Source organism: Planococcus sp. MSAK28401 (genome assembly GCF_018283455.1).
Classification (GTDB): domain Bacteria; phylum Bacillota; class Bacilli; order Bacillales_A; family Planococcaceae; genus Planococcus; species Planococcus alpniumensis.
On the sequence record NZ_JAAMTH010000009.1, the window covers coordinates 40,973 to 61,449 of the forward strand.

Annotated in this window: 28 protein-coding genes; 2 read left to right on the forward strand and 26 right to left on the reverse strand. The window is 40.0% G+C overall.

What is annotated here, in order from left to right; genetic code table 11:
• Positions 1-480: 480 nt before the first annotated feature.
• From G3255_RS18975 to G3255_RS18995, 5 genes are all read right to left on the reverse strand, one after another.
• Positions 481-630, reverse strand: a complete 150-nt coding sequence (locus G3255_RS18975) for a hypothetical protein (protein ID WP_211656163.1) — start codon at positions 628-630, stop codon at positions 481-483.
• 2 nt (positions 631-632) lie between these two features.
• Entirely contained in the window at positions 633-911 is a 279-nt protein-coding gene (locus tag G3255_RS18980) for an AbrB/MazE/SpoVT family DNA-binding domain-containing protein (protein WP_211656164.1), read from the reverse strand.
• A gap of 40 nt (positions 912-951) precedes the next feature.
• Entirely contained in the window at positions 952-1,128 is a 177-nt protein-coding gene (locus G3255_RS18985) for a hypothetical protein (RefSeq protein ID WP_211656165.1), read from the reverse strand.
• Between the two features lie 25 nt (positions 1,129-1,153).
• Positions 1,154-1,954, reverse strand: a complete 801-nt coding sequence (locus tag G3255_RS18990; RefSeq protein WP_211656166.1) for a hypothetical protein — start codon at positions 1,952-1,954, stop codon at positions 1,154-1,156.
• A 182-nt stretch (positions 1,955-2,136) separates the two neighbouring features.
• Positions 2,137-2,550 (reverse strand): hypothetical protein, encoded by a 414-nt coding sequence (locus G3255_RS18995; protein WP_211656167.1) that lies wholly within the window; start codon positions 2,548-2,550, stop codon positions 2,137-2,139.
• Between the two features lie 470 nt (positions 2,551-3,020).
• Between G3255_RS18995 and G3255_RS19000 the strand changes: the two genes are divergently transcribed.
• Together G3255_RS19000 and G3255_RS19005 are read left to right on the forward strand one after the other, a co-directional pair.
• The gene (locus tag G3255_RS19000) at positions 3,021-4,160 is read left to right on the forward strand and encodes a tyrosine-type recombinase/integrase (RefSeq protein ID WP_349291473.1); all 1,140 of its coding nucleotides are present in this window, start codon (positions 3,021-3,023) and stop codon (positions 4,158-4,160) included.
• A gap of 13 nt (positions 4,161-4,173) precedes the next feature.
• Positions 4,174-4,968, forward strand: a complete 795-nt coding sequence (locus tag G3255_RS19005; protein ID WP_211656169.1) for a hypothetical protein — start codon at positions 4,174-4,176, stop codon at positions 4,966-4,968.
• Between the two features lie 53 nt (positions 4,969-5,021).
• Here G3255_RS19005 and G3255_RS19010 read toward each other — a convergent pair whose 3' ends face one another.
• From G3255_RS19010 to G3255_RS19110, 21 genes are all read right to left on the reverse strand, one after another.
• Complete coding sequence (locus G3255_RS19010) at positions 5,022-5,360, reverse strand: hypothetical protein (protein ID WP_211656170.1); 339 nt, start codon at positions 5,358-5,360, stop codon at positions 5,022-5,024.
• Between the two features lie 43 nt (positions 5,361-5,403).
• Positions 5,404-6,141 (reverse strand): thermonuclease family protein, encoded by a 738-nt coding sequence (locus G3255_RS19015; protein ID WP_211656171.1) that lies wholly within the window; start codon positions 6,139-6,141, stop codon positions 5,404-5,406.
• Positions 6,138-6,311: a hypothetical protein gene (locus G3255_RS19020; RefSeq protein WP_211656172.1), complete on the reverse strand. Its 174-nt coding sequence runs from the start codon at positions 6,309-6,311 to the stop codon at positions 6,138-6,140. Before G3255_RS19020 ends, G3255_RS19015 begins: the two co-directional genes overlap by 4 nt.
• 31 nt (positions 6,312-6,342) lie before the next feature.
• Positions 6,343-6,603, reverse strand: coding sequence for a hypothetical protein (locus G3255_RS19025; RefSeq protein WP_211656173.1), 261 nt, complete (start codon positions 6,601-6,603; stop codon positions 6,343-6,345).
• 22 nt (positions 6,604-6,625) lie between these two features.
• The gene (locus tag G3255_RS19030) at positions 6,626-7,186 is read right to left on the reverse strand and encodes a hypothetical protein (RefSeq protein ID WP_211656174.1); all 561 of its coding nucleotides are present in this window, start codon (positions 7,184-7,186) and stop codon (positions 6,626-6,628) included.
• 24 nt (positions 7,187-7,210) lie between these two features.
• Complete coding sequence (locus G3255_RS19035; RefSeq protein WP_211656175.1) at positions 7,211-7,474, reverse strand: hypothetical protein; 264 nt, start codon at positions 7,472-7,474, stop codon at positions 7,211-7,213.
• Between the two features lie 12 nt (positions 7,475-7,486).
• Positions 7,487-8,329, reverse strand: coding sequence for a hypothetical protein (locus G3255_RS19040; protein ID WP_211656176.1), 843 nt, complete (start codon positions 8,327-8,329; stop codon positions 7,487-7,489).
• Between the two features lie 162 nt (positions 8,330-8,491).
• Positions 8,492-8,638, reverse strand: coding sequence for a hypothetical protein (locus tag G3255_RS19045; protein ID WP_211656177.1), 147 nt, complete (start codon positions 8,636-8,638; stop codon positions 8,492-8,494).
• A gap of 16 nt (positions 8,639-8,654) precedes the next feature.
• Positions 8,655-8,966, reverse strand: a complete 312-nt coding sequence (locus G3255_RS19050) for a DUF2325 domain-containing protein (protein WP_211656178.1) — start codon at positions 8,964-8,966, stop codon at positions 8,655-8,657.
• Positions 8,967-9,058: 92 nt separating this feature from the next.
• Positions 9,059-9,634 (reverse strand): hypothetical protein, encoded by a 576-nt coding sequence (locus G3255_RS19055; RefSeq protein WP_211656179.1) that lies wholly within the window; start codon positions 9,632-9,634, stop codon positions 9,059-9,061.
• A 125-nt stretch (positions 9,635-9,759) separates the two neighbouring features.
• Entirely contained in the window at positions 9,760-10,347 is a 588-nt protein-coding gene (locus G3255_RS19060) for a hypothetical protein (protein ID WP_211656180.1), read from the reverse strand.
• A complete protein-coding gene (locus tag G3255_RS19065; protein ID WP_211656181.1) occupies positions 10,344-11,024 on the reverse strand; it encodes a hypothetical protein in 681 nt (226 codons plus the stop codon). Before G3255_RS19065 ends, G3255_RS19060 begins: the two co-directional genes overlap by 4 nt.
• 362 nt (positions 11,025-11,386) lie before the next feature.
• Positions 11,387-12,214 (reverse strand): hypothetical protein, encoded by an 828-nt coding sequence (locus G3255_RS19070; RefSeq protein WP_211656182.1) that lies wholly within the window; start codon positions 12,212-12,214, stop codon positions 11,387-11,389.
• 23 nt (positions 12,215-12,237) lie between these two features.
• A complete protein-coding gene (locus G3255_RS19075) occupies positions 12,238-15,582 on the reverse strand; it encodes a helicase-related protein (protein ID WP_211656183.1) in 3,345 nt (1,114 codons plus the stop codon).
• A gap of 93 nt (positions 15,583-15,675) precedes the next feature.
• On the reverse strand, positions 15,676-16,569 hold the full coding sequence (locus G3255_RS19080) for an ArdC-like ssDNA-binding domain-containing protein (RefSeq protein WP_211656184.1): 894 nt from the start codon (positions 16,567-16,569) through the stop codon (positions 15,676-15,678).
• Positions 16,570-16,810: 241 nt separating this feature from the next.
• Entirely contained in the window at positions 16,811-17,050 is a 240-nt protein-coding gene (locus G3255_RS19085) for a hypothetical protein (RefSeq protein WP_211656185.1), read from the reverse strand.
• A 199-nt stretch (positions 17,051-17,249) separates the two neighbouring features.
• Positions 17,250-17,747 (reverse strand): hypothetical protein, encoded by a 498-nt coding sequence (locus G3255_RS19090; RefSeq protein WP_211656186.1) that lies wholly within the window; start codon positions 17,745-17,747, stop codon positions 17,250-17,252.
• Between the two features lie 225 nt (positions 17,748-17,972).
• A complete protein-coding gene (locus tag G3255_RS19095) occupies positions 17,973-18,299 on the reverse strand; it encodes a hypothetical protein (protein WP_211656187.1) in 327 nt (108 codons plus the stop codon).
• A 35-nt stretch (positions 18,300-18,334) separates the two neighbouring features.
• Complete coding sequence (locus G3255_RS19100; protein ID WP_211656188.1) at positions 18,335-19,327, reverse strand: DNA cytosine methyltransferase; 993 nt, start codon at positions 19,325-19,327, stop codon at positions 18,335-18,337.
• Complete coding sequence (locus tag G3255_RS19105) at positions 19,320-19,784, reverse strand: hypothetical protein (RefSeq protein ID WP_211656189.1); 465 nt, start codon at positions 19,782-19,784, stop codon at positions 19,320-19,322. Before G3255_RS19105 ends, G3255_RS19100 begins: the two co-directional genes overlap by 8 nt.
• Before the next feature lie 43 nt (positions 19,785-19,827).
• A complete protein-coding gene (locus G3255_RS19110; RefSeq protein WP_249222405.1) occupies positions 19,828-20,472 on the reverse strand; it encodes an XF1762 family protein in 645 nt (214 codons plus the stop codon).
• Positions 20,473-20,477: the final 5 nt, after the last annotated feature.

Below are 20,477 nucleotides of genomic sequence, written 5' to 3' on the forward strand. Positions count from 1 at the left end.
ATTGATGAAGTCTCTAGCTGATATGTAATTATCCGAAAGTCGTGCTTGTACTAATCCTTTTTGATCCTCATCACTCCCTATTCTAACAGTAGGAAGCAAGAGCATACTAATTCTTATGCTAACAATTGAAAGTCTATTTATTTATGCTCAAGAGTTTGATCAGAGCTAATTTGATTTAGTTCATCTTCTTTTATGCATTCATATAGATAATCCTCTACTGTTTTAACACAGTAACTATCCTTCCTGTATTGAGCTGGCCTGACTTTTAATAAAGTCTAATTTCATCTAGAATCTAACGGTTTCTTGTCCAGAAAAAAAGAGAAAAACGAGAGAGAACTAAATTAGTTCTCCCTCGGTCACGTTCTTCACGTTCTGCTCATACAAAGGTCTGAAGCTAACCTCACAATTCTTCGTCTCTGACTATAAGGTCCACCGGACATGGAGCTTTTTCTGCATAACTTTTTTATGCGTATTTTAGGATTATTGCTCTTTATAAGTTAGCAGAATGCTATCCTCTTTCAACACATTTACAGAAATGATTACGATATTTTGGTTTGCTTCAATAAACTTCATATAGTCTCTCATCGCTGAATTAATCATACCCTGCTTAAAATACTCGGTTTTATTCATAATTATAGCTCCTTTCGCTCTTTGTCTAACCGATTGAATAAGATATCCGCTCCTTGAGGGCTTAGAACCAAGCCTGGCGCAAATTCTTTATTCGATTCGGACATTTCCCCTGTGATTACACAAGCATGAGTGGTTCGATATCTTCTCAAGTTGATAAAATCTCCATCCATAAATATTTCAACCGGAGCGCCGATATCCATATTGGTGATTTTACGAAGTTCTTTGGGGATGACGATTCTTCCTAGTTGATCTACTCTTCTTACGATACCTGTACTCTTCAATTTATTCCATCCTTTATAAATATATTAGTATTTCAAATTTTTATTCATCGTCATGTTTATTTTCTTGGTTCAAGAAAATGTTCGGGTCAACAATCTCTAAATAGTCATCAAAACAAGGCTCGCAATAATATTCTTTTTCCCAGAAAGTATAGGATTCACTATTTTTGATTCGCTTATTGCAGGCCGTGCAACGAATTAGATATAAAATCTTCGCCATAGATTCCCCTCCGTTCTTGGTCTAGTTATTCTCTGTTTCGAATCTCATTCGCCTTCTCGGCCAGTGCGTTTTCAATCCAATTTTTAAAAGATAACTTATCATCCTGGGCTGCCTGTTTAAATAAAAGGTAATCTTCGGGTTTCATATGGACTTGAACGCTTTTCTCCGTTCGACCAAAAATCCAATGATCATTGCGCATTTCCAGTTTGCCATTAATAATGTACTGCTGAAGAAGTTTCAAGGTGTCATCGTTGGTTTGGATTGTGCGGTACTCCGCATTCCGAACGGATGCGACAAGTTGGTCGCCCACTATATCCGCATTAAAATTCTCTACTCCACAATTGCTATAGAGGAAGTCCAAAATTTCATAGAAAGCTTTCTTCCCAATCGGGACCGCGATATCAGTGAACCCGTTTTGCCCTTCGCTTTTCTTTCGATGAATACGGTATAGTGGCTCGATATCAAGTGTTCGGATGGCTTGGACGTAGGGGATAAAATAGCCATTTTTCAGTTCAAATCCAACTCTTTCCTTTCGGTCTGTCTTTAAACGAAGCTTCTCTTCCCCGCCCACCAGGAAGGTTTGGTACAGCGCCACATCGAATGATGGATGAAACAGATGGTTCTTTTTCGCTCGTTTCGTTGTCTGCTGATTCAAATGAGCCAAAATCTTCTTTTCAAATTCAGGTGTTATCGCATAGCGCATCCGTGATGAATGGGGATTAGATGGCACCATAGGAACTTGTAAATTCAAGGCTCTGATGATTTCTCTTATTTTCGAAGCAAATACGCCCGCTCTTCTCGCCAATTCGGAAATCGTGATCCCCATATCGTCCAACTTCTTCTTTTCCTCGACTAGAAGCTCTACGCCTTCTTTTTCATATAGAGTAGTCCCTTTTAAGCGGTGCGGGTCCTCTATCCGCTGTAAGATTTGCCTTTTTTCGTACGTATAAATAGTCGGCACTGTCACATCTAATAGGTCTGCAATTTCTTTGAGTGTATATCCTTCTCTCATGTATTGGCCACTCCGTATTTTCTGATTTTCATCGCCTGCAGTAACGTATGGAACAAGTCATGATCTAGCGAATTAGCAAAATCAGCAAGGGATATTTCGTAATCTTGACCGAATAGGTTACCGGCTGCGCGCGCAATTTTCAAATAGCCAGTGCTGAGGTCCATTTCTTCGAACATCTCCGGCGAATTAAACCCGTCTGCTCCAAAGTAAGGGCGCATTTTTTCATAAAGTTCGCTGTCACTTGTAGCGATAAACGCAACCGCTAGATACTCGTGGCTCTTCTGTTGGGAGCTATTTAACTGATCGACAACCAGCTGGAACAACTCGTAATGGGTGTCGGATAAAAATTGCGGAAATCGGTTCGATTCCGGTCGGTTCTTGTCGTTTTCGTTCGACGGATCATGTGACATTAAGATCTTCCTTTCAACTGATATTCGTAGTCGTTGGCAATCAAAGTGGAATGAGTTTCTTCTATATAATAGGGTGTTCCTTTTTCGTCTGTTTGAAGGGATTCAAGTAGCGGGTACATCCCTTCCTCATATCCGCTCATTCATTCGTTCTGCCGATTTTTTTCAAATCCACTTTTCACCCCAAAACCGTCCGCTTATTTCGACTGTAAATAAAGCGGCTCTCTTTTTGGGTTGATTCAGGATAAATTCCAATGCAAAGCAAAATAAGTGATTTATTTACAATTTTATTATAACATACTCAATTTAAAAACAGACTTATTATTTATTGAAAATAAATAATATTTATATTTTATAAATTAACTAAACCATAACAAAGGGACTGTTTGTTGTGGTTAGTTATTGATAAGGGTAAAATAGGTAATAAATATACTTTTTGTTTTAACGGATTCTAAAATAAGGAAATGGAGAAAGTGGTGAGCATTTTGCAGGAAATCAGCAACCCAAATTCACAGGCGGTGATGGAATTATCGCAAGTGTCGATGAAGCAGCTGCAACAGAAAAAAGATGCGGCTGAAAAAGCGAAGGAAAATCCCTTTGCCGATTTTAATGATGTGGACATGCTTGCTTGGTATATCCACGAACAAAAACACGCGAACCAGGCAAACGATCGCTCGATGCGAACGAAAAAAGAATACGAAAGAGAAATCAGGCACTTTATCGCCGCGATCCTGTCCCACACAGAGGCCATAGACGTCGATATTGACGAAATCCGTGGGCAATCCCTTTTCAAGTCGTTAGAATCGCGTCACCTGCGCCGGTATCAGGAGTGGTTAATGACCGAAAGCCCCTATGTGTTGGAGCGGGGGCCCTACAGCCCGGCGACCATTTCTCGCAAGACGACCATTTTGAAGTCATTTTTTCGTTATCTTTACCGGGTGGGTTATATCCAGGGAGATATTGCGGAAGGGCTGCGTATCGCTTCTGTCCGGAAAGATGACCGGCCGGATCGTGACTTGGGCCCGCAAGATGTGGTCAAGGTACTGCGGAGTTTCCGGACAATCAATCATCCGGTGATGTTCAGCATTGTCCTGGTCCTTACAGCTACTGGGCTGCGTAACGAAGAGCTTTGCAAGCTAAAAGTGAGCGATGTCAAAAAGGATCGGATCCATGGAGGCTACTATTTAAATGTCGTCGGTAAAGGGAACAAAAAGCGGCAGATTCCGTTAAAAGAGAAAGTGTACGATAGCATTCGGGTGTACCGGTATGCGCGTGGCCTGCCTTCCCTAGCTGAATCAAGACTCGATGCGCCTTTATTTACGACGAGTCGTGGGACCGCCTTCTCTCCTTCCTATCTAATTGCTTATATGACAAAAGAGATGAAGAAAATCGATTCGGAACTCGAAGACATCGAAGTCAAACTCACGCCGCACGTGTTCCGCCATGCGTTTGCGATTACCTCTCGTTTAGGTGGTGCGGATCTATTCGATATCATGCGTTCGCTTGGCCATGAAAAGATGGAAACCACCATGATTTATTTAGAGAAGGTTTTTGCGAGGGAAAAAAACGCGGTGAACCAGTGGGCACCTGATGCATTGGATGAGTTTTTATGAAAGGGGGATATAGATGATACGAGGAAATAAATTTTTCGCGAAAGAAAATAAAGGTAAGATAGCCGTAGCCATAGCAGTTATCATATTAATTCCTGTGATTATAGGTTTACTCTTAAATATTCCGTTAGGTGGTTACACGATCGGTTCGGAAGATTCTTGGGTAGGTTTTCACGGAGGATATATCGGTGGAATCACCGGAGGGATAGTCGCGTACTTTATTGCAAAACTTCAAATCGATACAATGAGAGCCGAGCAGGAAAAGGTATTCAACGACAATTATTTAAGAACCTTTTTGAAGATAGAAAATTACTTAGAAAAAACAGAGTCTTTATTAAATGGTCATGAGTCAGCAGTTAATAAAATGCTCAAGCACATTCTTAGCGAAGAAGATGCCAGTTCGGAAGATAACCCTAGTACAAAAAGAGCTCAACTTCGATCATCAGAAACTTCACTTCAAGAGTTAAATGAGACTTCATTAAAAATAGAAAGTTTTGAGAAGGTTTTAAAAGAAATTCCTGCAGAGTATATTCCGATTGAAGTCTTCAAAGATTTTATAAACCTAATTGAAATGCTTGAGAAATTAAAAAAGGATGTCCAGAGATTTGTATCACGTGGAAATGAAATTCTAACTCTCCGTAGTCCAGCTCTAACAGGTGAAGGAGTAAACGCACGAGCTTCAGCAACTACCGAGCAACACATTATTAAAGACCGAAATCAGGAGTTGCTTCAGGATTTCTTCAAGTACCAGAAAGCAATCAAAAAGCACTACTCAACTGAAGCAAAAGTTAAACAAGTTATCAATAAATAACTTATAGAAAAGAAATTTCGATATAAATGAAAACGCCTCTTATACTTTATAGTTTAGAGGCGCTTTTTATTGATTAAGTTTTTTTCTGCTGATAGATTTTTGGTAATTCGTGAACCTTCAACCGCTCCAACGAATAGAAGCACGCTAAGCAGAAACAGGGCGATAACCTTCTGTTGTATTTCCATGAGTGGTTCGGCATTCGAGATGACTCCTGGAACCAACAATAGCAAAGTCAGCGTGGCTGCCGCGATGAAAGTCGGAAACATATAAAACCAATATATTCGCTTCGGGTGCTGCGATGATCGGTCTTTTACTTTCTTCAAAGCACTTTCCATCATGAATGGTAGGAGCACTAGAATCATTACGTTGAAAAGAATCATGCTAATAGACATTACTAATTCTCCTTTAAGTGGCCAGTATCGGCTTATATAGTATTTAATCGCTATCGATGGAATCAAAAAGAGAATCCATCGTATTGCTGAACAAATCTTCTGCTGTTTCTTGTGCCTTTTCTGCAATATCTTCGCCAATTCCCTGCAAATCCGGAGTTAAGGTTGCTTCATTAAATCCGATTCCTTTATCTACATAGCCCTCGATTGACCAAATGCCCACGCCACTTTTTTCCGCTTCAGCTTCTAGCTCTTTAAGCTCTGGTAGGTATCGTGTGTTTGGTTCATTAACGTATCGGATCATCGCATAGCCATTCTCCACAAGGTAATCTTGAACCCGTTTTCCATCTACATAGATGTAAGCGAGATAGCGGCCATATTTATCTTTTATATCGCCATCATCAAATTCTATGGTTACTGATTTATCTTGTAACAAGCCCTTAGCATAGGAACTGGATTCGTCCCCATAAGGCATACCTGCTTTCTCACCAACACTTTCTGGAGTATCTACCAGCAGCAATCGAACGGTAATTTCTTCGCCTGCAGTTAGCTGAACGCCATCCCTTAATTTTCTATCCTTCGAGATGACAACATTGTATGTATCTCCGTCAGCCAAGCTACTAATAACACCCGTAATTGCCTCTTCATCTACCTGCGCCGTACTTGATTCATAGTTTAACGAAGCGTTGTCCGATTCAGCGGTGGGTACGGTACATCCTGAGAGTAATAAAGTGAATATAGCAACGATAAGAATTTTTCCCCTACTATTTTCGAAAAACTTCATTTAGATTCTATCTTTCCCAATTTGTCGAGAATCCTCTGGTAATCATTAATGACTTTCTTAGAAAACCTATCATCTTTATTTCGCTCTTTATAATCGCGAACTATTTTATCTTTTGCAAAGACCATTTGCATGCGTATTATATTCATTTCGTGAGACGTCATTTCCATCATAATTTATTCTCCCTTCCATGAAAGAATCTGTTTATAGCAGGTCAAAAAAGGTCATCTGTTTCTGCATTTCAGTATTCTTAGATTCCTTAATAGGAGTAGCAAGACAAGGTTTATAAGTGGTCGTTTCTTTAATGATTTCATGAAAGGAAACGCACTTAATGCGGTGGCCATCATCATCAGGTTTATCTAATTCGACCTGGACAGGATAAAATTCGTTTTGAATAATATGGAGCACGGTGGCCCTGCCTTCAAAATCACGTGTTCTAACATAGACTCTTTCCTGTGGTTGCATAAAAGCCCTCCTTCTTGATACTTCAAGCGGTAGGTTTAACCGATAAGCGACTGATACTTTTTATATAGTCCTCATAAGAATAAAATTCGATTGGTTCAGGAAATGCGTTATATGTTTGTAAAATCTCTTCTAAAGCTTGCTGGAAACATAAAAAGTATTGAATATAAGTTATTTGATGATTCTTCACATCATCGGCTTTTAATCCGTTTAACAAAACGGCATTTCTGTAAGGGATTTCTACTACAGAATCAGCTATGTGCCAGCTTACAGCTGCAACAAAATCTTTATGAGATTGTTCTTGCGTGCACAATGATTGTCTTGTGAGTTTTCTTTGAAGATCCATCGTATTGTACAAGATTTCATCTAACAATCCATCAATTGATGTCGCGTCTAGCTGTTCTAACAAATGCTTAATTTCTGAAGTTTTATGAAAGAAAGAATTGATTTCTACTTGGAATTCTTCAATGTACATAAAGCTATTCGAGACTTTGGAAAAGGCGAAAGTTGGGTCATCTTTAGATGCACCTTCCTTAGCTAAAGCAGGATGAGATGATTTTAGAAAACGGTTTATTAAGGATTTCATCAATACTATTCTCCTTTATAAAGTTTATGCATCGTATGAGAAGTCGAATACGGTATCTACTTCATACGATTGATGTAATAACTCTGACGTTGCCCTCAATAATGGTGAAGCAGTGGGTAAGTTTTGTTCAAGAAATGCTACTACCAAAGTTAAAAGACGATTGATGGAAGTACCAGTCATTGATTGTTCTAAAAGACATAAGGCCGATATAGACTCGTAATGATTGGGCTCATATTTTTCAATTAGAAAAAAGAGATAGTCTTTGATATTGGTGTATTCTATTTGCATTGAAACACCTCTTTAAAGAAATTCAATATATTGATTTGATTTAATGACCATTTCCGTTGACTGTTTACCTTTGTGATAATCGTTTTTCACAAGATAGCCATATGCTAAAACCTCTTGCCCTATCAGGTCAGTATCTTTGTAGGTGAAATGATTAAAATGGCGATCAAAGACAATAAGGGAAAAATAGCCTTTATCTGTTCTACTTAAAGTGATATACCAAACCCGCTCTCGTCGAGTGACTTGCTCGATACAACCATGAACGAAATAAGGAACGTCTTCCGCATTGCCGCTCCATAGAGCCTCGTGTGCTTCAGAGTAACTTTGAATCAAATTTGAAATAGGTATTTTTTGCCCCTTAACTGATAGCATAATGCCGGCTAAAATATCGGGACTAACAGTAGTAAATAGCTTTTTCACAGCCTTCAATGAACTGATCGAGGATGGAGTTACTTTGCTAGTCTTTAAAGATTCTTCTACTGGTTCGGGTTTTTTCTTCTCTTTGTCGAGGGGATTGCGCTCTATTGTCTTCTTCTCGTAATCAGGATCAATCTCATTCATGCTCAAGCGAATCACAATTTGGCGGGTATTATTTTCGAGTATACTTTCCTGATATTCCCCCACTTTAGAAACCGTGTCCTGGAATGAAAGTGGCTTAGCAAACCCACAAGCATCTTTATGAACTGAAGCACCTTTACCGCTAGTTTTGAAGTGTGCATTCAAACTCACAGTACCGCGAACGAAAAAGACTGGAACTTTGCATTTTTGATCCATGCAGCAGATCTCAACGCCATGGATGGATTCATCATAAGATTCAGCTGAAACGATTTGATTTTTCTTTACAAGAGCAGAGTGCATTTTTATCCCTCCCGTTTTTTCCTGAGTTCCTTAAAAATAGTATGTGACTTCTTGCATTTTTCTGTGCAGAAACTAGCGTAATTACTGCCAATGTCTAAAACTAAGAACCTTCTACCACAACCAATGCAGTCTTTGCTCATCGTCTTGTTCATCATTTGCCTCCTATAAAAGTGCAATAATATTTGCTTCAATCGCTGGAGCTTGTTCCATAATCGAAGATGAAGATTGCCAATACATAGCAATACCTGCAATGGCGATAGTTATTACAACAGTCGATAGTAGATGCCGCGAATTATTAGCTTTGTGCAATGTGTCCCCTCCTAACTTATGCTGCTCCTAGCTTACCTAAACCTGCAGCTATGGCTCCTGAAGCACCAAATCCATTTGTATGGAAAACAACTTTCGTATTGTACTCTTTACATAAGTCTTTAACTTGATACATAGTTTCGTGCATCAATGCATCGCATAAAACCACGACACAATCTGCATTTTTCACCGATTTACGAAAAGCGCTCTTCACACCGCCATTCCGGACTTTTCCTGGATGAAACAAGATATTGCAATTTTGTTTTTTTCCCATCTTCATGAATGTCTGTTCCTGGCTACCACCTACGATAAATAAAGTGTTTCTTTTCATAATTAACACGTCCTTTTAGTTTTTATTATAAATTAATAATATAACGTTATATATTTATAATCAACTAAAACTTATCTGTTTCTCCTATAAAGCTAGATTAGGGTTGAAGATGGAGCGGGAACAATGATTGTTTTTTTAATTTGAGTTAGTTTCTTCTCAATTTCATTAATAGGAAGTTCTACTACTTCGCTCATTTCTTCGAAGCTAAATCCTTTGGAGTGCATTGAAAGGATGGTCCACTCCATCTCGAGCTCTTTGTGATTTGATACTTGCTCATTCTTCCTAGTTAAACTCGTAGGTTCTTTATATATTCCACCATCCAGAACTAGGTTCATTGCACTTTTAATTTTTTCTAAAGGGGCATTACGCCGGATATAGCCTTTGGTTAATGAACCGTTTAATAGTCTCTCACGCGAATCGGTTTCCTCTTCTTCTACACAGAGAATCGGGATCTCTAAATTCTTAATTTGAAGAAGCTGCTCGACAGTCTCGGTGTTTTCTTTATTAAGAAGAATCACAAGAAGTGCTATGTTTTGCCGGTGATGAATGTTTTTTAGAACTGAAACAGTTTCTTGATTAACGATCGTATGTTGGGGATAATGCTGCGACAATAGCACTTTCAATCGGTTCTTTTTATTGTCCGTTTTTCCAATAACGTGAATTTCCATCTCATCTCTCCTAAAAAAAAGCGCACCCCTCCAAACCGAATATACTCGGTTTTTGGAGGGGTGCGCCCTTTGGTTTAAATTGTCTCTCTATTATATCAGAGAAAAGTATGAATGTGAGCGGTTTTTTACACTTGAGGAAAAAACCACGGGACCAGAACTGCGAGAAACGTCATTAGCATGGCCACATAAAAGAGATTCTTAGACCATCTATTGTATTTAGGATGCTCAATTAAATGATAGTTAAACTTGAAGTCTGCACTTATCCCAATACTCATAACGGCCATTAAGATAGTTGTAGCACTGAGGAAGGCCACACCTGCAGCAAAGAGGATATCAATGTCTTCTCTCGTGTTCATAGAAAGCATAATTATAGGTAATCCTCGCATTAGGAGCAGAATTACAAAAGATGTAAGCATGGTCCCTTGAGCGTATTTCTGCCATTGTCCATTTTTAAAAGCAATAGACAAAATCATAACGAGTGTCCCGACTACAAAGAGAAGGGTGAAAATATCAATTGCCCAACCGTATAATGGCGTACCTAATCCGCTCATATCAGTATATATATTATCCATAAGGGAATCAGACGTTTCAGAAGTCTCGATTGACTTCCCGCTCGGTGGTGACGGTAATTTGGACATTGCACTTACGCTAGAAAGCGGCTGTCCTAAAAAGGTTAGCAGCAGCAATGCTAAGAACCCATATATTCTTTTCATTTTTCTAACCTCTTGATAGTGTGCTTAATCGTCACATCTTTGTTATCCCATAGCAACTCTCCGGAGAAACAAGGAATCTTTTGATTAAAGCTGTAAGATTCTTTAGCTTTCATAAACAGCAATGAACCGAACGATAACCAATCTAAGCGTGCTTTAGGGTGAATAATCGATGGATCTTCTAAAACGATATTGAAATCTTCCTCAGATAACTCTAATGCACAATGCAATGCTTTTAGTTCGAACTTGTGCCCTGTCGCCTCTAAATACGTTACGTTTTCGAGGAAAGGTAAGAAGTTTCTTAGTGGTCGACGAAGTGCTTCTTCAGCGTTTCGAGATCCTGGTATGTCCATATGCATCGCCATTTGCATATTCTCGAAGTCAAACTCACCATGTTCATTGACTTGCAATGTCATGTCCACTTGGCATTGAGCAAAGTTGATGAAGCGTTTAAAGATTATATTGTATGTACGGATCAACTGCTCTTCGACATTACTGAAATAATTCTCAGAAGCTTTCATTGATTCCCGGCCAGTTGCATTTATAAATACATTTCTAGTTTTGGTTCTATATTGGAGAGTAATCTCCTTAAAAACTAATCCTTCTTCGCGCATACCTTGAATTAGTGTAGTTAATGTATCATTAGTCCATTCATCTTTTCGTAGTTTGTTTTCCATCATCCAATCCCTCCTGATATTCCTATAATTAATAGTAAAGTTAGTCTATTTGCATTACAATGGCATAAGCATATTTATCCAAAAATGAAACTTTTATATGAGATTATTTTAAGTTTTTCCACAAAACCACAAATATCTAATTTGTAGCTCTGTGCAAATACCTATAACATTAAAATTTTAAAGATATTATTTTGATAATTTTACAACACTAAGTTGGATATATAGCAAATATTTTCTAAACATTCACTAAACTATCTCGAACTAAATATAATAAACGGGATATAAAGAAGGTCTTTAGGCATAATAAGGAAATAACATACGGATTAAAGACCTACTTGGTGCAGGTCCTATCCGTATGAATTTAATTAAATTGCTTCGTAAAAATCTATGTGTTCATTTTCAAATTCTTCCTCGATTTCTAGAGCAAAATCGGTCGATTTTTGCTGAAGTACATCAACTTGTAAAACATATAGTTGATCACTTTCATCCTGCTCCACTAATAGCGTGAGAATGTCTCCTTTATTTGCTCTGTGCAGCTTGCGTAGGTTCAGCCATGCTCTGGATTCGCCGTCGCTAACATGAATGTAGCTTTGTTCGTAACCCACGACTTCCACGACCCATAGCTGCTCTCCAACAAATCCTTCACCGATCTTGTGGCTGGCTTTTGCAGACAATTGATTGCTCATGCTGACCGGCATCGGTTCTTCTTTCCAGTCTTCCATAGTTAGAAACTCAGACTCGGAAATGATTTCTTCTTTTGCCTCATTTTCCGCAACTTCTGATTCTGCAACTACCTGATCCCAAGATACATATTCCTCTGCTTCCATTTCATTTTCTTGATTTGAAGGAGCAGTTTCCAGGAAGGGAATCTCATCTTCTTCTTTCGAAGAGACAGACGTTGGTTCTGCCATTAAAGCTAAAGCATCAAAGAAGCTCTCATGCTCAGAAGTCAATTGAGATTCTTTGTAGACAGGAGTAAGTTCTTTCTCTGAAATAGCAGGAGCGGCCACCGGCGTTGAAGCCGCTGGCTGATTAAAGCCCCACCCTTTCTGAATATCTTCGTCTGTAAGCTCTTGCTTTGAAGCAATTTCAGCTCGTTCAAAAGTTTTTAACCATTTAGCATGTTCAGTTAGAACGGCCTCCAAAAGCAAGAGCATGCAACAACTTATCAGCAAAATCATGTGTAATATCATTTAATATTCCTCCCAAAATTGGTTTATCCGAAGAGATCGAATGCCCACTGGCCTTCTGCAACCTTCTTCTTCGCTCTCTTTGACTTCGTTTCGTGCTGCGTTATAACAATTGGGGCAGCAGGAACGACGTCTTTTTTCTGTTTTTCTTCTTTCTCTTTTTCAGCTGATTGAGCCGCTTTCATTGGTTTAGACAAGTGGAAAAGTATTGCGCCATCTCCAAAGAAAGCTCTGTCCAATCCAGTTCCCTCTTCTAAATCAACATTGAGCTGTCCATTTTGCAGAGAAAAGCCTGGAACCAAATTTTGTTCAATAAAGGCCATATACTCAGAAGCGTTCTGTAAAAGAGTAGCTTTCGTAGTTTCGCCTTCAATCTCGGCATTTACCCACTGTTTGAATTGCTCAATAGGTGCAGCCTTTTTCTTCTTACCGATACCTGCAAGTAGTTCTCGAGCCCGGTCTGAAGTCTGGTTGATCCATTCCTCTGCAGAACCTTTTAGTGCTGCTCCACCCTTCTTGACGGACTGAATGAGCATCGTTTGAAGGTCTCCTTCATCTCCGAGCATCGCGCTTAGGCCGTCGGAAGAAACGTCTCCATTAATAGCCGCCGTCGCGCGATTTTTTTTGGCAATCAGTTCGGCCATTGTCTCTTGATAGCATTCTTCGTAAGCAAGGTAGAACAAACGGCACTCTTGTTCTTGTCCAATTCGCCATGCCCGCTTCGCTGACTGGTTGATCGTAAAGAGCGACCAGCTAAATTGATAGTAAATAAGCGTTGGCGTACATAGTAAATCTAACCCGACTTTCACAAGCTCTTGTGAAACAATGCAAACGTCATATCCCTCTTTCTCAATCTTTTTCTTGAGATAGTCTGAACGGTTATTAGTTTTAGTCGATGAGGTATCTAAGACGAATACCTTCGCACCGATTTCTTCTAGTTTTTGCTGAAGGCGTGGACGTACGTCACGCTCTGCTACTGAAGAACCTGTGTCTTTGACATAAACAATCGATTTCCGTCCTTCTGCCATTTCTGATTGAATGATTTCTTGCAACTTCGCTTCTTTGGGCAATGTAATGGCCGGATCTAAGTGACGAGCTTCCCATATGAGCTCTCTTTCACCTTCGATATTCTTAGCCACTGCATCCGGAAAATTAAATGGATTATCGGGATAGGCAATGCCATAGTCCGTCATTCGCATGTACAGCTGGTTCCCGTTATCCCAAGAATCTATAGCGTTCTCGAAGCTCCAAATCATTTCATCATAATGTGATTTCATTTCCTCTGTCATGGGCACAAAAATCGTCGGCGTATCTACTAAATCAACTGGATCCGGCCATACATCTTTTAAGCGGACATTAATCACGTTTTGAATGAGAAATTGTCCATAAATGAAAGGCGAAATACCAGGAACCACTTTCTTAGTTGAGCGCCGATCACCGCCCCGTGAATTTGTATTGCTGTACTCACTTGATTCACCTTTTGAAGCATAGGTTGTCTCTTCGATGTTGCCGTACTCTTCATTGAATTTAGTGACTTCTTCATAAGAGAATCCACTAGAAGCCATGTCATTTGGGAACATGCGCCACAGCAAGAAATACACATCTTCTGCTTTCCCTCCGAATAAAGTTCCAGTACCGGCAACAATCTTTTTGGATGCTTGTGCCAGGGATCCTAAAGCATTCCCTTGTGCAGTCATTCCACCTTTAAGCTCGTGCACCTCATCTACTAATGAAATATCGAAGAAATTGTTCATCTTCCGTCGGATATATTCAATAGCAGCAATTCTTCTTGGCATTCCAGTCGCGGCTCCAGGCTTCTTCTGATTTGCTTGAAGGTGGTTGATATAATTCGGATTGTTTTGATGAACCGCATGTAGAATTTTCTTCTCATGTGTTGTCCAGTCCTTAAATCCGTCATATCGGTTTACCACTTTCTTGGACCAAAGCGAATCACCGCAATGGTAGCAAAACGCATTTGCTGGTGAAGCCCCGTTGTTTAAGCGTCTAGAAGTGCCGAAATCGCTACTTTCCATGTTATGTGTAATCTGAGTCACTTCTTCAAAGCCATCTTCATTAATGTGCGTTTGCTCATCTTCAACGACTTGGTGCGGAAGCCCACAAGAATGACAGAAAAATCCGGACTCAGCATTAGCGCCCTCTTCCATCAGTTTCGCTTTCTTGCGGTACGTGACAGCGGGTACAGTTCTAGCGTCACCACGCATCGTTGTGAAGGAGATAATGAAGAAGGTTGGCTTCGTCGGTTTCTTTCTTCCTTTTCTCATCCAGTCACGGTGATAGCTGATTAGGTCAGCACTTTTTTCTATAACGTGAACTTCAGCATCCGGAAGGATTTCTTTAATCTCAAGTGGCCACTTCTTTGTCAATGATGGCGGACACATCAACGCTGCAAAGTACCCTTCTTTCGCTTTAAGCGAATGATAGGCATCAGCGATGGCCGTCATCATTGAAGATTTACCAGTAGACATTTCCCCTTGAATGATCACCGCTTTCTGCTTTTGCAATCGTTTGGCCACAGCAGAAACGCTATGCCCTTGGACTGGAAATAGCTCGCGAGGGTAATCTAGTGTACTTGGAAGTACAGGGTCATGTATCGGGTTATGCGTAGGCTTAAACCGGTCAGAAAGCTTCTGAACCATCGGCTCATTGTATTCCATAAGATAACCGGTTAAATCCGTGATTTCCTCTACCTTTTCGCCCGTTCCGCTGCCAGGGAATTGCAATCTCCGCTCCTTGATCATGTTCTCAATAAAACGGTCAGCTGCCTCTTCTTCTAAATTGATAGATAGTAGAGATAAACCATTTTCAAATAGGCGGTCATCATAATAAACGTCATGCTCCACTAAGTGCTTTTGAAGCATCAGTTCATTTAATACCGGCTGTTCCCATTCAGGTAGAATGTGTAATCCGAACGTAGATCCACCGAGCAGCTGTGAAACCTCTGAAACTGGATTGCTGTTGAACGCCAGGACATATTCGGAGTTATTTAGTACAGATTCATGAACGATAGCGAGCGCTTTTCTATTTTGGCTAAGGGTCATTGGAAATTTGGTGTACTTTCCTTTTTCAGAAGCTAAGGCTTTCTCGCCTTTGAATTCGAATCCAATGGAAGTTTTTTCTCCATATCCGAATCGAATTCCGCTTCTGGTGCCAATGTCGATGGCTGCTTTAAGTGATTGCAATGCTGAATCACTGCCACTAACGATCGTAAACAGTATTTTGTCTTCTCTCCCGTAACCTTCCACTTTCTCAAAAGCCAATGCGTAGCAAAATACTTGGTGCCATGCCTGATTCACATAGATTTCTAATAGCTTCGGGTTTTCATCACTCTCTAAACGATAGGTATTCTTCATTGTTAATTTCCTCCCTGAAATAAAAAATACCGATTGTCTGGTTAGTTGCTTTTTCGGCAACGTGTCAGTCAATCGGCTGTGTCTCTCATCTGATTAAGATGCTTGATTTTGAAGTTCTGTTGTCTCTGCAGCTGGAGTCGGAAGGCTTGTGGCGATCCGTTCAATATCCGCAATGATGGCAGATGCTGCTTTTTGCATGATGGTTCCGTACTTCATTAAGGATTTTCCGCCATCTTTAGACCATCCATTCACATACTCAAAGGAATAATCTGACGTGTCTAATCCAAAGTAGGAACAAACGATAAATGCTACACCCTCTGCCACGCACTCCCGCTCTTCTTGTGTCGAGTTGTCATTGCGATGCAATTGAGAGTGAACATATTCGTGGACCATCGTTTTCGCTTTGTGGTTCACTGTAAGTTTCGGATCAATGACGATTTGATGGGAGGATGGTCTGTAATAGCCATTTGCACCATTTGCAAACGCAACCTCCACACTACAATCATCTTCTTCAGCCAACAGCTTAACCCACGCATAAATAATTTCTGCTTCATCCGATTCGCCTTCAAGTTTCAAGCGTACGTCGTCGATTGGCAGTGGTTCGCCCTCGGTTTGAGAAATATCAAAAACAGGACAGCTGATATAGCCGATTAGTTTTTGTTCTTCAACACCCGTCGTTTCATCTTTTTCCTTTTTAAAGCGCGGCGCTAGTACACGAAGAGATTTTTCACCTTTTCGAACGCTGCGGCCGAGTGTTTTCCAATGCTTGAAGCTCGCAACATACGAAGCATTCGGCATTTGGGCTTGAATCAGCATCGTGTTTCGAAATGTGTAACTGCGAAACATCGCTTGCATCTCCAATAAAGCTTTAAATTTTTCTGGATTGGCCTCGAAGCTCTTTACACCGTTGTCCAAAAGACTAAGTAAGTGGTCGACCTCCTGTTTCTTTTCATCGGCAGATTTTTTTACAAATCCTTTTTTCGCCATTTAATACACCCTTTCCTAAAGATTTTTTAACTTTTCTCTTTATGAGAACGCAAAAAAGCCCCTAGGTTGATTAGTCAGCATAGTAAAAGATACTATGGTTCAAATCAGCCCAGAGGCTTTGTTTATGTCGTCACCGTCGGAACGTGAATACGTTCGACAAAATTAAAAGAAGAGAAAAGTTATAAGCTAAGTATAGCGTAAAAGTTTTGACAATACCATACGTTTTTACCGGTGGGAGCGGTTATTGAGCTGCTTGGTGAACAACGCCCTTCAACGCAAACCCTTCTGCTAAAGCAGTCGAAAGAATGCTGCCCGCTCCCTTTAGACAATCGGCTTCCCCGATCGTACGAACCCATTCCGTTTCGTGATCAATCACGATGACCTCTATTTTGGGCTCATTCGCCTCCTGAACCAAAACGTATCCGAATTCTTTTTCCCCAACCTTTACTGCACATACATAATCAGCTTGTTTCTTTTCCATCTCTTAACCTCTCCTTTCAAAATAAAAAAAGCTCCTTGAAGACACTCCTCCCCATTAAAGGGAAAAATGCTCCAAAGAGCTTGGGTAGATCAATCCAGCGGACACCGTTGTGTCGCTAATATGATTTTATTATAGCAAACGCTTCAGAAGTTGCAAATATCACTTTTAAAAAGCTTCATCATACTATATAAAATGACTCTTACTTATTTTCTTTAGTTTGACTAGTTTTCTCAGATGAAAACGTAGTAAAAGCTGCATATGATGTAATAAGTACAGCCAAAATATCATTAATCCCATCTACGTAGAAATTTAGTTTTTCATTTAGTGTAAAGACTGCAAATACAATCAAGATTGAATACGCTATTATAAAAATCCCCCAACAAATTATTAAAAATTTTTTTATTTTACTGGAAGTAGCCTTTAAAGTTCGTTTTAATGGTTGCCAGCCAACAAGGAGAGAAACTAGTATCATTAATTTCAAAAACTCCTCGAAATACAAATGTGCAACATCACCTACAAAAAACCTAATAATAAGTATAAAAAGAGTATATCCGACACCAATAAGCGCTGCTAAAATAGCAGTTTTCATCAATGAGGCTTCCTTATTTTTTTCTCTATCTAGCACAAAGTGTATAAAAGAAAAAACTAGTAAACCTACAGCTAGTACAAATGCTAAACCATCATTCATACCGTCCATATATGGCCCCCTTTATTTTATTTAATCTTTCTAATTAACATATAGATCTCAATCTAAAGTATAAAAGAGAGTACTATTTGAAGCTACAAATATTAGGAGTGGAATTTGGAAAAAAATGCTCAGTGTAGTGTCCGGCTCAAGAAGAAAGTTTCCACTTCGATGCAGAAAACTTATAACAATATAAAAAGAGAAAAGGCTCTGCTTATAAAAAGCAGAACCTTTTCTTTATGAAAATAGACTGATCTGTTCGTAGTCTTTAGCATTTTTCTTATCTTTATTCTTAATTGGACGTCGTATCATGGCTGGCGGTAGGATCATAGTCCGGAAATGAATTTCCGAACCCCTCACTTCTTGAATGACATCCTCCTCCCATCCGCGTCCAGTTTTTCGTTCTACTGGATCTCCTTTTCTGTATCCCCAATCAATTTGGTTAGACAGCTCCCTAATTCGCGGGACATATTGGTTTCTCTCTTCTAGCTTTCCGCTAGCGGCTAACTCTTTCATTACTTTACTGACTTCACGATACTCTCGAATTAACTCTTCATTTTTCATTATCTATTCTCCCCAATCGTTTTAATGTCTCCCTATTACACCAGTTGAAGCTGCTCATGCGGCTCAAAGGCAAAGAACGGTTCTTCGTGTTGCTCGTTTAACAGAACATCAAATATGGCTTCTAAAACGTTAACGACGATGCTGTTGCCGGCTAGTTTATACAAAGTTGCATTCCGCTTCCCTGGCTTCATCGGATACTCTTTTAACACGTTGTCGAAATCATCATCACCAAAGCCCATCAGACGCCAACATTCCCGCTCCGTTAAATAGCGGTACGGACCATCATCGTTTTTAATGATGCCGGCGTTTGGACAACGATCTTGCCTCGTGCTAATAGTCCAACAATGCGTATCAATTACATCAAGGAATCGATAATTCATATCCTCTGATGCAAACTCACGGATTCGGTTCATCATAGACGGGACCGAAATTTTATACTGATCGCCTATGACTTTAGATTCCAGGAAGTTCTTAATATCTGGAGCGGGTTTCTTTTTCAATTTGGAGAAATCAAAACAACCGCTGCCGAGTATCGAAATGGTAAATACACGTTCTCTTTTTTGAGGAATGCCAAAGTCCATCGCATTCAAGACTTCAAAGCTATTTGTATAGCCGAGCTCGCTCATTCGTATGAGGTACTTATTGAAGGAGTGAATCATGTCTTTATCTAATACACCCTTCACGTTTTCCCAAATGACATAGCGCGGCTTCCAATTCCCCATGTTCTCGATAATTTTCAATGTCTCCCACATTAGCGATGAACGCGTTTTGTCTTCCCCATTTCCGCCTAGTCGTATTCCTGCTCTACTGAAGTCCTGACACGGAGATCCGTGAATCAAAACATCAGGCATTAGATTGTAATTCACAACCGTCTGCGGCTTATATCGAGGGTCATACAATGCGTTGTACGCTCGTACTGCCTTTTCATCTATTTCTACGTAATCAATCGCCTTGTGGTCAATGCCCATATTGACTAATGCTTTACGTGGGGCTCCAATGCCACCGAACAGTTCGAGAATTTTAATCATTAGAAGCACCTCTCTTTTCTGAAGACAGGTATTCGATGACTTCCATTTCAACAAACCGTTCGCTCATACAATCGGAAATCTTTAACCGTATTGGAGTTTGGCTGGTACGAGCTTTACTTAGTCGCTCACATGCATTAATCCAGTGTGTCTTAATGTCTCCCTTTGGAATGGCATTGCTGATGGCCCGAACGTAAGTTGACCATATCTCTACCCGCTCCTGTCGCTTCTCCGGAGTAAGACTTGAATACTTCCCTTCCGTTGGTGACAACAAGTCCGCTGGTATCAATCCGATCACTTCGCATTGCTTCAATCCAGGCATATACTCGACCGATTGCCAATCAGCAAGGTCCGGATGGAATGTCGTTTTTGAATGTTCTTGATAAATGACTTTCTTAGGTTGTTCTTTTTTAACTTTTTCTCCCTCAATTGCATCTAGAAATTCGAATAGTGAATACATAGCTAATCTCTCCTTTAGATTTAATTAAAAAAGCACCGCACTTTTAGCTGATCTGCAATTCCCACAGATACTTCGCTTCAAGCGGATGCTTATTTTCTCTCTGACGGCTTGGTGAATTCCAAGAACCGCCTTTACTGATATGCTTTCGTTTAAAGTTCGCTGCCTTCATCGACGTTCCCGATTCGGTTTCTAGTGTGTAGGTAATGATTCTTTCATAACCCATTGCTTGTGCTACTCGGTAAACGGCTGCATAGAGCTTAGTAATTCCGTTTTTGTAGACTTCTTTAACACAGCAACGAGTGACTTCAAGAGTCAGACCATTATCTTGCATACGCGAAACCGGCCTACCCGCAATGATTACGCCGATCACAATATCTCCATCGTATAAAGCGATAGAAAATTTGTGGCCTTGCGGGGAGATGTGGTGCCGATGGTGAGCATTTACAAATTCACATGCCTCTCTTAATGAAATGGGGCGGGTTTTATACTTTAGTCTCTGATAACCGTATTCTTTACCATACCTCTCTGCTTGTTCCCGGGAGCGGCAACAATCTGTAAGGACTTCATAATCGTCACGGTGTAAAATCCAACGATTATCGCGTTCAATATCTTGGTCGGCTAATACGATATAGTGATTTGTGGATTCCTTATAAAAAACCCAATACCATTCGCTTGTTTTTTCAACCATATTTT